This is a genomic window from Dactylosporangium sp. NPDC051484 (genome assembly GCF_040689395.1).
GTDB lineage: Bacteria > Actinomycetota > Actinomycetes > Mycobacteriales > Micromonosporaceae > Dactylosporangium.
This window is the reverse complement of record NZ_JBFAZX010000034.1, coordinates 1-14702: the sequence shown is the minus strand read 5'-3', so window position 1 is coordinate 14702 and position 14702 is coordinate 1. Positions and strand designations below refer to the sequence as shown.

The following is a 14702-nucleotide window of genomic DNA, read 5'->3' as shown; positions in this document are numbered from 1 at the left end:
GACCTCTCCGCTCAACGCTCGACGCCGAGGTCGGCGTCATCGATGTCCAGGGCGTCCAACTCCGCGTCGCTCATGCCCTCGACGAGGCTGATGCTGTCGCTGATCGTGTCCAGAACGATCCCGTCGGTCCGCGAGCCGGCGGTGGCGCGCTCCACCTCGGCCGCCAGATCGGCCAGCCGTTTCGCGTCGAAGACCGTGTGCACCCGCAACTCCACCCCGGTGCGCTGCTTGATCATGTTGACCATGCGGATCACCAGCAGCGAGTTGCCGCCCAGCTCGAAGAAGTTGGTGTCCGTGCCGACCTGCCCCGCATCAGTGCCCAGCAATTCGGCCCAGACCGCGGACACGACCCGCTCCGCCTCCGTACGGGCGGCGTTGTCACCACCATCGGCACGCCGCGCCAGGTTCGGGGCGGGTAGCGCGGCGAGGTCGAGCTTGCCGTTGCCGGTCAGCGGCAGCTTGTCCAGCACCACATACCCGGAGGGCACCATGTACGGCGGCAGCGCGGCGCGCAGCGCGGCGTCCACCTCCTCCCGCAGCACTCGTTCGTTGGGCCAGCGGGGCACTGCCGGCATGGCCCGCGGCGGCGACCCCGGATCATCCGGACGTCGGGCGTAGACGGTGTAGTGCGGCGCGTCATTCGGCGGCTGGTCGTCCTGCTCGGTGACCACGTCGAAGCCGTGCTCCTCCAACAGCGTCACGGCTTTCTTGAGCCGGCCGTCAGCGTCGGACAGTTCCACGACCAACCGCCGCACGCGCGGCCAGTTCGCGCCGGTGATGCCAGCCAGCACGTCGAGGCCGGCGCGGTCCGCGTCCAACCGCAGCAGGTCGATCCGCTCCAGCCCGGTGGCCGCCAGCAGGTCGGCCGGTTCATCGTCGAACAGCCGGGCGGTCAGGCCGTGCACGGTGAGCGACTGGCGCAGCGCGTCCAGGCGGTGCGGTGCCGACTCGAACGCGTACAGCGTCGCCCCGGGGCAGTACCGTCCGGCGAACAGCGTGAACAGTCCGCTGCCGGCGCCGACGTCCACGACCTGGTCACCGTCGTCGAGTGCGATGCCGTGCCGCAGGTAGCACAGGTCGGTGAAGATCTGACCGTAACGGTGCTGCGTGCGACTGTGCTCCGGGTCGAAGACCGGCAGCCCGTCGGGCAACTCGTGCAGATGCTCCAGCAGTTGCGGTTCGGTGCGGGCCAGCGCCGCGATCTCCCGTACCGGCCGGGCCACCTGCTCGGACGGTACGACGTACCCGACGAGGTGGCGGTCGTCGCCCTGACCGCGCAGGACCACGCGAGCCTCGCCAACGGCCGGGTGCTCGTTGAGTCGGGTGGTGATCTCGCCGAGTTCGATCCGGTAGCCACGGATCTTGATCTGGCCGTCGTTGCGGCCGAGGAACTCCAGGCAGCCGTCGGGCAACCGCCGACCCAGGTCGCCCGTGCGGTACATCATCGCGCCCGGCGCGTCGCAGTACGGGTCCGGGAGGAACCGCTGTGCGGTCAGCTCGGGCCGGTTGAGGTACCCACGGGAGGTCGCCTCGCCACCGATGACGAGCTCACCCACGGCCCCGGTCGGCACCGGGTTGCCGTGGCGGTCCAGGACATAGACGCTCAGGCCCGGCATGGGCCGGCCGATCGGCCGGGTCGTGAGGCGGGTGTCGGGTTCGGTCACGGCCCGATAGGTGGTCACCACGGTCGTCTCCGTCGTACCCCACATGTTGATCAGTTCGGTGCCGTCGTTGATCGGCCGGGCGAACCATGGGCTCAAGGGCGAGGCGTCCAGTTCCTCACCGCCCAGCACGATCGTGCGGATCTTGTGTGGCGCGCCGTTGTCGCCCTGCGCGGCAATCAGCTGCCCGAACCCGGTCGGCGTCTGACCCAGCACGGTGACGCCCTCGTCGCACAGCAGTTGGTAGAAGTCCAGCGGGTTGCGGGCCACGTCCTTGGTGACGACGACGAGACGGCCGCGGTGCAGCAGCGCGCCCCACATCTCCCAGACGGTGAAGTCGAACGCGAACGAGTGGTACAGCGTCCACACGTCCCCGGGCCGGTAGTTGAACCACTCCTGGGCGGCGAGGAAGAACCGCACGACGTTGCGGTGTTCGACCATCACCCCCTTCGGCAACCCCGTCGAACCCGACGTATAAATCACATACGCCACATCAGACGGAGACGCACCCACCACCGGCTCCACATCCTCACCCGACAACCCCACCCACAAACCCGCATCCCCCACCACATCCACCACCACCGCACCACCCACATCCAAACCAACCGGCAAACCACCATCCACCAACACCACCACCGGCAACGCATCCCCCACCACATGACCCAACCGCGCCACCGGCGCCGACGGATCCAACGGCACATACGCACCACCCGCCTTCACCACCGCCAACGCCGCAACCACCAACCACTCACTACGCCCCAAACACAACGCCACCAACGAACCCCGACCCACCCCCACCCCACGCAACCACCGCGCCAAACGATTCGCCCGAACATTCAACTCCCCATAACTCAACCCCCGACCACCACACACCACCGCCACACCATCACCACACTCACGCACCACCCCCTCAAACCACACCTGCAACAACCGCTCCGAACCACCAAGGTCGGGCCGTCGTACGGGTTCCCACGCGAACTCGGCGGTCTCCCGGCGGTACATCGCCGGCGGCAGGACGGACAGCTGCAGTGCCGGGCGCTCGGCGCCCTGTTCATCGCCCAGGGCGTCAAGCAGCGACACCATGACGGCCTCAAGGCAGTCCACGACCACGTTCGCGTCCTGGGAGCGGTGCACCAGCGCGTCGATCTGGAACTCCCGGCCGAGGTCGTCAACGGAGACGCTCACCGGGTAGTTGCTGTGCTCGAAGACCCCGGACAGGGGGGTGATGCCCACCCGGTCGAGCAGTCCCTCGATGCTCTCGTCGACCGGCACCCGCCGGTAGTTGAAGATGGCGTTGAACAACGGCATCTCGGCCCCGGGCAGACCGCTGTGCGCGCGAGCCTCGGTGAGCGGGACCTGCTCGTGGCTCACCAGGCCGTTCAGCAGCGACTCGGTCTGGCGTACCAGATCCCGGACCGTGAGGCCGGTGAGGTTGAGGCGCATCGGCAGGGTGTTGATGAACGTGCCGAGCATCCGCTGCATACCGGCCGGTCCCTGTAGGCGTCCCGACAGCACCGTGCCGAGCACGACGTCGTCCCGGTCGGCGCAGGCGGCGACGGTCAGCGCCCAACCGGCGTGGAACAGGGTCGCCGGGCTGGTGCGCAGCTTCGACGCCAGGTCCCGGATCCGCCGGCCCAACTCGTCATCGATCGCTCGGCGGGCCTCCACGATGTCCCGGCCGTCGCCGTGCACGTCCTGCAGCCCGAAGATCACTGTCGGTTCGGTGACGTCGCCGAGCATGCCGTTGAAGAACGGGGCGGGATCCAGCCGCGCCGAGCGCTGCCGGGTGTGCTCGATGAACTTCCGGTAGGGCACCGGGTCCGGCAGCGTGTCCGCCCGGCCCTGCATGTGCGCGACGATCTCGGCGAAGAGCAGACCCAACGACGAGGCGTCGTGGATGGTGTGGTGCAGGGTCAGTGCCGCGTGCCACACGCCGGTGCCGGGGTGCCGGGCGCGTCGCAGCCGGATCAGCGGAGCCTGGTCCAGCGAAATGCGGGGGGCGTCGCGCAGCATCTCGGCCAACTGCTGCGCGGCGGGCGTCCGCGCGTCGAGTTCGACCTCTTCCACAGCCAGCTGCGCGTGCCGCAGCACGACCTGGACCGGCTCGCTCAACCCGTCAGACAGGATCACGGTACGCAGCGCGTCGTGGCGCAGGATCACCGCCTGCAACGCCTCGGCGAAGTCGTCCAGACGCTCGCGGTTTGCGAAGGAGAACAGACCGGAGGAGACGTACGGGTCGTGGGCGTCGCGCACGTGGTGGAAGAACATGCCGGCCTGCAACGGGGCGAGGGGGTACACGTCCTGCAGGTTCGCCTCGCCGCCCGGCACCGCCGCGAGGATCGCCGCCTTCTCCTCGTCCGTCAGCTCAACCAGCGGCGTGGCGGCGGCGTCCACCGCCGGCACCACACCGGCATCGTCACCGACGGGCTGCGCCGCCACGGCGATGGCCGCGAGGGTACCGGCCTGCAGGATGGTGGCCGCGTCGCAGTGCAGGCCGCGCTCGCGCAGCAGCGCGGAGAGCTTGTGGGTCAGCAGCGAGTGGCCCCCGAGCGCGAGGAAGCTGTCGCCGGGGCCGATCTCGTCAAGCGGGAAGCCCAGCAGCTCGGCGCAGACGGCCAGCACCACGCGTTCCTTCTCGGCCTCCCCCGCGTCCACAGCGACGGCGGCCTCCGGCTCCAGCTCGGGCGAGTCCACGGTGGTGGCGGCGTCGGGCCAGTCCACGCCAGCAATGGACGGCTCCGCGGTCGCGGGCTGGGATGCGCTGGTGTGACCCAACCAGTAGCTGCGTCGGTCGAAGGCGGTGCCCGGCAACGCCAGCAGGCGCCGGGGCTGCGGGTGCAACCCACGCCAGGGGATCCTCGCCCCGCTCACCCACAGCTGGGCAAGCTGGTCGAGGTCTCGGTCGTCCACCAGGGCGGCGAGGAACGCCTGGCCCCGGGGTCCGTCGAGCGCCGCCAACAGCGGCGAGGCCGCGGTCTCGGTGTTGCCGGTGTGCAGCACCGTGCCGGACCTACCGGTTCCGCTCAGGTGGCTGGCCAGCAGGTCGCGCAGTTCCTCGACGGAGGAGACCACCACGGCGAGCCGTTCGGCCAACGCTTCCCGACCCACCTGCAGGGTGTAGGCAAGGTCCGCGAGGTTGACCGGGTCACCGTGGTCGAGGAAGTCGTGCAGCCGGTGCACGGCCGTGCGCAACCGGGCCGCGTTGGCGGCGGACATCACCACCAGCTGTGGCCCGGCCACCGGCTCCGGTGCCGGCTGCGGCGTGGGTGGCGCGGCCTCGACCACGAGGGTGACATGGCTGCCACCGGCGGCCACAGAGTTGATCAATGCGCGGTGCGGCAGCGGGTTGCCCTGCGGGTCGTGGCGCTGCGGCCAGGCGGACAACCGCTCGCACAGGGTCAGCGCGCTGCCATCCAGCTCGATGTTCGGGTTGGCGGAGCCGACGCCGGTCAGCGGTGCCAGCTCACCGTTGCGCAGCTGCAGGGCCACCTTGGTCAGCTGCGCGATCCCCGACGCCGCCTCCGGATGCCCCAGGTTCGACTTCACCGAACCCACGATCACCGGCTCGGCCACCCCGTCGAACACACTGCGCAGGGCGCTGACCTCGATCTCGTCGGACATCCCCGTACCGTTGGCGGACGACTCGACGTACCCGATGGTGTCCGCCGTGACACCGGCCCGCTGCAGTGCCTGTCGCATGACGTTCACCTGGGCCCGGCGGCTCGGGGTGAGGAAGCCGTTGGCGTGCCCACTGTGCACCACCGCGCTGCCCTTGATGACCGCGTGCACCACGTCACCGTCGCGCTGGGCCGCGTCCAGCGGCTTGAGCAGCACCGCGCCCACCGCCTCGGCCGGCAGGTAACCGTCGCCGCTGCGGAAACTGCGGCTGCCCGGGTGGGTACCCAGCATCCGCATCTCGGCCAGCGCGAGGAACTTGTCCGGATGCACGGCCAGGTTCACCCCGCCGGCCACCGCCAACTCAGCGTCGCCACGCTGCAGGTCGGCGCAGGCGAGGTGGATGGCCATCGTCGAGGAGGTGCACATGCTGTCCACCGCCAGGCTGGGTCCCTCCAGCCCGAAGAAGTGCGAGACCCGGTTGGCGATGAGGTTGTACGAGGCGGTCGAGGTCAGCGCCGCGAGCGTCCGGTCGGTGCTCTCCGCCCGGTACAGCTGGTACGCGGCCCCGACATACACCCCGACCCGCCGGTGGTACTGCCGTTCGATGGCCTCCTGGGTGAGCCCGCACTGCTCCAGCAGCTGCCACACCGTCTCCAGGAACAGCCGCTGCTGCGGGTCCATCACCGCCGCCTCGCGAGGCGCGATGCCGAACAGCACCGGGTCGAACTGGTCGATCCCGTCGAGGAATCCGCCCCAGGCGCCGCGCCGCTCGGCGTCGCCCCAGCGCCCGGCCGGCGGCTCGGTGACGCAGTCGCGCCCCTCGCGCAGGTGGGACCAGAACGTGTCCAGGTCCACCGACTGCGGGTAGCGCCCGGCGATGCCGATCACGGCGACGTCCATGGATTCACCTCTGCGCTCGGCGGGCGCGGATGCGCGGCGCACGCCCGGGACGGTGGATGCTCGTGCCGTGGCGGCCCGAGGCCCTGCGGCGACGTCGGTGCCGCCGGTCAGGGTGCGCACGGTCGAGGTGTGCTCGGCCGCGAAGTACCCGGCCAGGTCCTGCAGCGTCGGCTGCTCGAACAGCAGGGTCCTGGCCAACGGGCCGAACGTCTCCTCCAGCCGGGTGACGGCGGTGACGGCCAGCACGGAGTCCATGCCGTACCGGTCGAACGCGACGTCGGGCGCGAGTCGCTGCGGTGCGAGCTTGAGAACCTCGGCGATGGTACGCCGCAAGTGCCCCAGCGCCGCCGTCTCCAGTGACCGGTCCCCCTCGATCGCCGGTTGCGGGGTGGGGTCGTTCGAGACCACGGCGGGCGCGGTCGGTCGCCGGGGGCCGGTCAGCTCGGCCAGCGCGGCACGCTGACCGGCCAGCACGATCAGCCGGCCGGCACCGGCGGCGTCCGGGTCGCTCAGTGCCCGACGCAGTACGGACAGCCCGTCGTCGGTGCGCAGCGGGGTCAGACCCATGCTGCTGCGTCGCTGCGCGCCAGCCTCGCCCGCGCCCATGCCGCCCTCGGCCCACAGTGGCCAGCCCACGGCCACCGTGCGGCCATGGCGTTCGCCCGCCGCGACCAGGTCATTACGGTGCTCGGCGAAGGCGTCCAGGAACCCGTTGGCGGCGGCGTAGTCGGCCTGGCCGACGTTACCGAAGGCGCCGCTGGCCGAAGAATGGCAGACGAAGAACTCCAGCGGCTGGTCCCGGCTGGCTTCGTCCAGGTTGACCAGGCCGGCGACCTTGGGCGCGAGGACGCGTTCCAGCTCGGCCGGGGACTTCCCCACGATGAGCCGGTCCTCGATGACGCCGGCGCCGTGCACGATGCCGGTCAGCGGCCCGTGCTCGGCGGTGACCTCCGCCAGCAACCCGGTTACGGCGCCGCGGTCAGCGATGTCGACCTGCCGGTGCCGCACGGTCAGTCCGGCCGCACGCAGCGCGTCGAGTGCGGCGCGCTGCGCCTCGGTCAGGGCGGAGCGGCCGACCAGCACCACGGTCGCCGCGCGCACCGAGGCAGCGATGTCGCCCGCAACGATCCGCCCCAGCGCCCCGGCGCCACCGGTGACGAGGTACACGCCGGCCTCCCGCCACGGCGACGGCCAGGTGCCGCCCTGGGCGACCTCGTCCAGCGCGGCGGTGTACCGGCGGCCGTCGCGGTAGCGCACCTCGGGCTCGGGTCCGGACCCGGCCTCGGCGCGCAGCCGGCCAGCGACCGTGGTCGGCGAGGCCCCGTCGAGGCAGTCCACCAGCTGGGTGTGCAGTCGTGGTTGCTCCTGCCCGGCGGTGCGCAGCAGCCCCACCAGCCCACGCAGGCACGCCAAACGCCCGCGCAGCGCGGCCGAGGCCGCCGGCATGACCAGCGCCACCTGCAACAGCGCCGGACGTGGCACCCCGGCACGCAGGATCTGCTGGGTCCGGGCGAACACCGCCTGCGCGGCCACGGTGTACTGCTGGTCCAGCGCGGCGTCGGGCAGGTCGACGACGTGGCAGTCGGTCCCGGGCGGCAACGCGGCCCGCAGGGCGTCCTGGTCCGACGCGCTCAGCGCCCCGACGACGACCACATGGTGGGTGGAGAACTCCTGCGGCCCGGCGACGAGCTCCCGCTCGACCCAGCCGGGGCGCAGGAGAACCGTCTCGCCATCCACCACGGTCGGCGGCGCAGCCTCGACGGCGGGGCCGGCAGGGGTGAGGTCGATCCAGCAGCGTTCGCGGGCGAACGGGTAACCCGGCAGCGGCACCCGCCCCGGCCGTTGTACCCCGTAGGCCGCCTGCACCGTCTCCCAGGGCACCGGGGTACCGGCGGCCCACAGCCCAAGCAGCGGGTCAGCGGCGCCGTCGCGAAGCCATTCGTCGAGCGCACCAGCCAGCTGCGCCTGCGCCGGTACGGGGTCAAGGGGCGCGGTCGCGCGGATCCAGGGCCCTGGCCGTTGCGGCGCGGTGGCGAACTCGGCCAGCCTGGCCTCGGCCTCGGCCAGCGACGCCGCCGAGAAAGCCAGGCGCTGCGGCAGCGCCATGCGTCCGGCCTGCAGCGTCCACGCGGCACCGGGCAGCTGCGCGTCGGTCAGCTGCGCCAGCCGGTCCCGCAACTGCCGGGCCTGTTCGACGAGCTGCGCCTCGCTCATCGCGGAGAGCACCAGCAGGGCGGGCCGCTGCGTCGCCAACGGCGTGGGCGCGGCAACCTGCGGCGGCTCGGTCAGGATGATGTGCGCGTTCGCGCCGCCCGCCCCGAAACTGGACACACCGGCGACGAGGGGAACCGTCCGGCCATCGATGACGGGACGCCGCCACGGTTGAAGGCTGCGCTGCACCCGCAGCGGGGTGCCACGCAAGTCGATGTGCGGGTTGAGGGTCTCCGCGTGCAGGCTCGGCGCGAGCTGCCGGTGCCGCATCTGCAGCAGCACCTTGGTGAGTCCGGCGATACCGGCCGCGCTCTCGGCGTGCCCGATATTGGACTTCACCGAGCCGATCGCGCACTCCTGCGGCAGGCCGCCCGCGTCCTGGAAGGCCCGTACCATCCCGGCGACCTCGATCGGGTCACCCAGCGGGGTACCGGTGCCGTGGGCCTCGATGTAACTGACCGCGCGCGGGTCGACGCCGGAGGCGGCGAGGGCTTCGCCGACGACCCGGCTCTGCGCGACGGAGCTGGGCACCGTGTAACCGCTGGTACGACCGCCGTGCTTCACCGCGGTCGCCTTGATCACCGCGTGGATGTGGTCCCCGTCCGCCAGGGCCTGCGCCAACGGCTTGAGGAGCACGGCGCCGACGCCCTCACCCGGCACGTAGCCGTCGCCGCCGGCACCGAAGCTGCGGCAACGACCGTCGCTGGACAGGAAGTTGCGCAGGCGCAGCACCAGGTACTTGTTGGGGTGTGTGGTGAGGTTGACGCCCCCGGCCAAGGCGGCGCCGCACTGACCACTGCGGATCGCCTCGCAGGCCAGGTGGATGGCGGTCAGCGAGGACGAGCACATGGTGTCCACGGCCATGCTCGGGCCGGTGAACCCGTAGCTGTAGGACACCCGGTTCGCCACCGACGACGCGCTCGCTGACAGCCCCACCAGCTGCCCCCGCTCCTGGGCCTGCGCGCCGTGGAGCTGGTAGTCCTGCCACATCACACCGGTGAAGACGCCGACCGTGCCGCTGGTGCGGTTGAGCAGTTCTCCGGTGTACCCGGCGTCCTCCAGGACGTGGTGCGCGCACTCCAGGAACAGCCGCTCGTGCGGGTCGAGGTACTCGGCCTCGCGCAGCGAGATCTGGAAGAACTGCGGGTCGAACAGGTCGATGCCGTCGAGGAAGCCACCCCAGTCCTCGGCGGCCCCGCCTGGCTGGGACTGGCGCGACCACCGTCCGGCCGGACGCACGCTGTCATGGCCGGCGCGCAGGTTCTCCCAGAACTCGTCCAGGCCCGCGGCGTCGGGGTAACGGCCGGCGACGCCGATGACCGCGATGTCCAGGCCCGCACCGAAGCTGGCAGCGACATCGGGGGCAGCGCCGTCGTGGTGGGCGGCGTCGGCGGTGACACTGTCACGGGTGGCGCTGTCACGGGTGGCGCTGCCGGCGTCCGGGATCACCGGGAGAGCACGGTTGCTCAACCCGGTGAGCTCGACGCACACGTGACCCTGCTCGTCGAAGACGGTCACGTCGAGCAGGGGCTGCGGCGCGTCCGGTCCGCTGCGCGGCTGGTAGCGCACCCAGGCCAGGCCACTGGCGGGCGTGGGCGCGTACACCGCGACCGCCCGCATGGCGAACGGCAGGGCCGCAGTGGCCGACCGGCCCGGTTGCCCGCCGAGCCAGAGGCCCACCGTGGCCTGGAGTGCCGCGTCCAGCACGGCCGGGTGCAGCACGCATCCGGCCATCGGGTCGGCGGCGGCCGGCAGTCGCAGCTCAGCCAGCACCTGGGGACGTCCGGCGGCGTCGGTGCCGGTCCGCAGGCCGGTGAGGGCACGCTGGGCGGGGCCGTAGTCCAGGCCGACGCGTTCATAAAGCCCGTAGACCTCGGCTGCTGACACCCCAGGCCCGGTGCAGCTGGCCCGCGCCTGGTCAAGGGCGGACCGGGAACGTTCGGCATCGCTGGCCAGGCGGGCCCGCCCCTGGCAGCACACGACGCTCCCACCCGACGTGGTGATCTCGAACTCCACGCCGTCGCCGGCCTCACGGCGCACGGCGACCCGCAGGTCCAGGCCCTGCGGTCCGCCGACCGCCGGGCGCAGCCAGACGACGTTCTCCAGCCGGACGTCGCCACCCGGCGGCACGTCGAGAAAGGCGCTCACCGCAGCCCGCGCCATCTCCAGGTGCGCGACGCCGGGCAGCACCAGGTCGCCGCGCACCTGATGGTCACGCAGGTACGGTTCGCGGCCGTCCAGGTGCGTCTCGAACACGGCGCCGTCGTTGGCGGGTACGCGTCGGTGCAGCAGCGGGTGCGAGTGTCCGTCCGCCGGCTCCGGCCGGTCGCCGCCCAGCGCGGCGAGGTGGGCCGACAGTCCCCGCGCCGTCGGGAAGGCAACGAGCGTGGCGGGCGTGAGCGCGCAGCCGTAGCGCTGATTCAGGCGCTCCACGAGCGCGGACTGGCCCACCAGGTCGAGGCCGAGCTCGGTCAGCTCACCATCCGGATCGACCTCCTCGACCGGCAGGCCCAGCAGAGCGGCGATCTCACCGCTCACATCGGCGCTGGCCACCGGTACCGGATCAGAGCCCGGCTGCTTGACGCGGGTCTGCAGCCAGGCCGACAGCTCGACGATCGTGGTGTACTCGAACATGACGGTCGGGGACAGCTCCAGGCCCAGCCGAGCCTCCAGGTCGGCCACCAGACCCACCAGGGCTGCGGAGTTCAGGCCCAGCTGGTAGTAGTCGGCATTGATCCGGACCTCGTCGGCGGGCACTCCCAGGCGCGCCGCGACCAGGTCCCGCAGCACCGACGTCACGTCCGAGCTGGACTTTGTTGCCGGAGCCGCCGTCGCCGCCACGGGCGTTTCCGTGGCATCACGGACGTCAAGGGAGGACACGCTGCGGACCCGCTTCGCCACGAGCCGGCCGACCTCTGCGATCTTGAGGCCGGCCTCGTCGTAGAACTCGACCGTGAGTCGGATGAGTTCGTCGTCCAGGCTCATCGACGCGACCGGGACGCGCACGAAGCAACGCCGGCCCAGCGGCGCGGCGGCCCGGAACGACTCGAACACCAGCGGCAGGTACAGGGCATCGCCGGCCTCGCGTTCGCGTTCCAGGTGGCTGCTCACGCTGCCGCCGAGCAGGCCGGCCTCGAACAGCGCCGGGTGGAAGAGGAAGTCCCTCGCGCTGTCGTGGTGTTCCCCCGGCAGCTCCAGCTCGACGACCCAGTCCTCGGGGCGGTGATGCACGAGACCGTCGAGCTTCATCAGGCCGGAGTGGACCAGCTCGTAGCGACGCAGCAGGGCGTAGATGTCGGCGAGCGGGGTACGCCGTTCCACGCCGGTCAGCGGCACCGGCAGCCGCTCGGTGAAGACCGGGGGTGTACCTCGACGGGTCGCCACCACGGCGTGCAGGACGTCCACCGTGTCCTGCGGACGTCGACTGCGGACCTCGATCCGCCACCCGCCCGTCGGCGCGGTACGACCCTCGACGGTGACCAGGACATCCTCGCCGGCTGCGGCGACCAGCGGCGCCAGGATGGTCAGGTTCCGGATCTCGACGTCCGGCAGGGCGTGACCGTGCCATCCGAGCACCTGCAGCACCAGATCCACATAGCCGACACCAGGCAGGAGGTGCCTTCCGTGCACGGCGTGGCCGCGTAACAGAGGGTTGTCGGCGGTGAGGGTGAGTGTCTCGGTGAACGTGCTCGGTCCGGCCATCCGCATCCATTTCAGAACAGGGTTGAATAGGCCGGGAAACAATCCCGGCCTGGCTGCATGATGGAAACTCCGAACCAAGTGATGCGTTCGGATCTCAGATGTTTGTCACAACAAACAGATGTCTACAGATTCAATGAATGGACACAGCGCCGAACCGAAGAAAATGACGCGTCCCGCCATCCCGGCCAGGCAGCACAAGCTGGGCGCCAATTATGTTCCGACGCAAGTAAACCATCGCGAACAACGCTTTGACGGTAGTTAGCCCCCAGTTCACATTGCAGGCGATGGCATCGGTCCAGTACAGAGCCGCGCGTCAGTGTCACCAACACCCCGGCGTCCGAATTAGTCTACCCAGAGAAAATATCGACACGCAAGACGTTCGATGACTTGACAGGAGCCTCACCGCATTTGCGCATGCCGATCCGATCTTGCTGATCGCTGCGTTGATCGACTCCGAGGTGGCGTTGGCGCCGGCACCTGCTACGGCCTTGTCCAGCAGCGAGCCCGCGGCGTACATCGTCTCGACGTACAGATTCGGTGTAGCGCCGCCGTTGGCCGCCTTGCTTGCGGTGACGAACTCGGCGTTGCCGGGGCTGGGCAGTGTCGGGTCGTAGGTGGCGATGGTGGTGATGCCGGTCGCGGCTGGGCCTGCCGCGGCGAGCGCGGCGCCTTCGGTCAGGAACGCCGGCGCGTACAGCGGCAGGCCGATGCCGAACTGCTGGTACTGCTTGACGAAGGCGATTGCCGGGGCGCCGGCGTAGAAGGCATAGACGGCCTTCGCGCCATGACCGCAGCCGGCATGACCCACGTCGAGATCGGCAACGAGCTCGGGCTCACGCCCGGAGCGGTCGGCGCGCGCCTGGGGCGCTTCCGCAAGCGCATCAAACACCGCGGTGCGCGCGCAGAGGAACGCATGGCCCAATCCTCGTGGTCGACCCTGACGAGGCACCGGGGAGATCACCGATGAGCCGCCGATCTTCCCGAATCAGCCGGGTCACAGCGCTGGGCGCTCCCACCACGTCCGTCGGTGCAATCTCCGCGCTCGTCTATCTCCACGCGCCGTGGTGGGGTATCGCCCTCGTCGCGATCGCCACCGCCATCAGCGCCGCAGTGACCGGAATGGCCAAGATCACGGAGCACATCTTCCCCCAGAAGTCCCGCGATCGGCTGGACTGGTGGGGGACTGTACAAATAACGGCGGATCTACCGATCAAGGGAGAGACGCCAGATGACGACGGAGACCACCGTCGAGCAGGAGCCCGTTGCCGTGCGGGACCGGCCATCGACGGGCCGCGTGCGTTCGGGCCCACCTTTGCCGGTGGGAGCATCGGCTCGTCTGGACGGGAGCCTGCCGATGGTGCCGATGCCGAAGGTTGACCTGTTCGCGGCGATCCGACGGGATTCGCGAGCCGACATGTCCGTGCGGACGCCGGCCCGCCTGCATCGGGTCAGCCGCCGCCCGGTGCGTTGCAGCGTCCTACTGCCGACCCTTCGCGCGTCGTCGACTCCTTATTGCGCCTACCGCATCGTGCCGAACAGGTCCAGCAGGTCGCGGCCCGCGTCGTCGGTTCCCCAGAGTGACCGGCGCAGTAGTAGTTGTCGCTGCCCGAACTCGAGGTCCCGCGCCCAGAGACTGATCAACTCTTCGGCGTTCACAAGCTGCTGCGGCGGATAGGCGTTGGCCGCCTCCCGCGCTGCGGTAAGCGCGGCCCGGAGGTCTGACACGTACACGTACTCAGGCCCGTCGGGCAGACGCTGAGCGGAGAGATCGATGCCGAATCGGAACGAGACCTGCTGGAGGTCCGCACCGCTGAAGTCGTTCCCGGTGAATTCGTTCTCCTCGCCGTCGCCGCCGACGTCCCGGCCGCGAAACTCTGCCTCCTCCAGCACCCCGGTCCACACGCAGTCAACCATGGACATCGACCGGCCGATGACGCGGCCGATGTGGATGTCGCGGAACGAACAACGCACGAATCGTGCCCGCCCATTCAGCAGATCGGCCCGCAGCCCGTCGAAGACGCAGTCGACGTACTCGGATGCCGGGGTCCCTTCGCCCGCGGAGAACTCCTCCACCCGCAGCCCGCGGAACGTGCAGCGCTCGAACCGCGCACTCGACGCGAAGAAGTCCTCGACCGGTTCCCCCGCCACGAACTCGCCCACGTCGACCCCGACCACGCGCTCGCCGCTGGCGCCAAGATACCCGTTGCGCAATTGCACGTCGCCTCACTTGTCATTGTGGATGATGTACTGCGCCCATCCGCAGCTGTCATATCCTGATTTGCGTTCGTTCGGACGTTTCGCCACGTGGCTCTTGAACTCGCCGGTCGTCTTCAGCTCAACTTCGTACTTGGTTTGCCTGTGGACAAAGTCGGGACCCTTGCCGTTCTTTCCGCCACTCCGATACTTCCACTGGCCGGGGAACATGAGCCTCAAGATGTCGGCCGTGAGATCATGAACCACCTGACCACGCTGCATGTGTGGCGTGGGGAATCCGTTTCCGTCCCGGACCGCCCTCCATTGACGTGATCTCAACGAGATTGCGGTAGGTACCGGTATTCGAAGTGTGTGAGATGCAGAGCTGCGGCGACGATGTCGCCGAGTGTGCGAGGG

The 14702-nt window shown here is 70.3% G+C and carries 4 protein-coding genes; all 4 read right to left on the bottom strand.

Features of this window, described 5'->3' with window-relative positions:
* Positions 1-11: 11 nt before the first annotated feature.
* The 4 genes from AB0367_RS33430 to AB0367_RS33415 all read right to left on the bottom strand — a co-directional run bounded on the left by AB0367_RS33430 (position 12) and on the right by AB0367_RS33415 (position 14552).
* Positions 12-12092, bottom strand: coding sequence for an amino acid adenylation domain-containing protein (locus AB0367_RS33430; RefSeq protein ID WP_366230487.1), 12081 nt, complete (start codon positions 12090-12092; stop codon positions 12-14).
* Positions 12093-12411: 319 nt separating this feature from the next.
* Complete coding sequence (locus AB0367_RS33425) at positions 12412-13014, bottom strand: ABC transporter substrate-binding protein (RefSeq protein WP_366230486.1); 603 nt, start codon at positions 13012-13014, stop codon at positions 12412-12414.
* Positions 13015-13610: 596 nt separating this feature from the next.
* Positions 13611-14309: a hypothetical protein gene (locus AB0367_RS33420; protein WP_366230485.1), complete on the bottom strand. Its 699-nt coding sequence runs from the start codon at positions 14307-14309 to the stop codon at positions 13611-13613.
* Positions 14310-14315: 6 nt separating this feature from the next.
* On the bottom strand, positions 14316-14552 hold the full coding sequence (locus AB0367_RS33415; protein WP_366230484.1) for a hypothetical protein: 237 nt from the start codon (positions 14550-14552) through the stop codon (positions 14316-14318).
* Positions 14553-14702 lie beyond the last annotated feature (150 nt).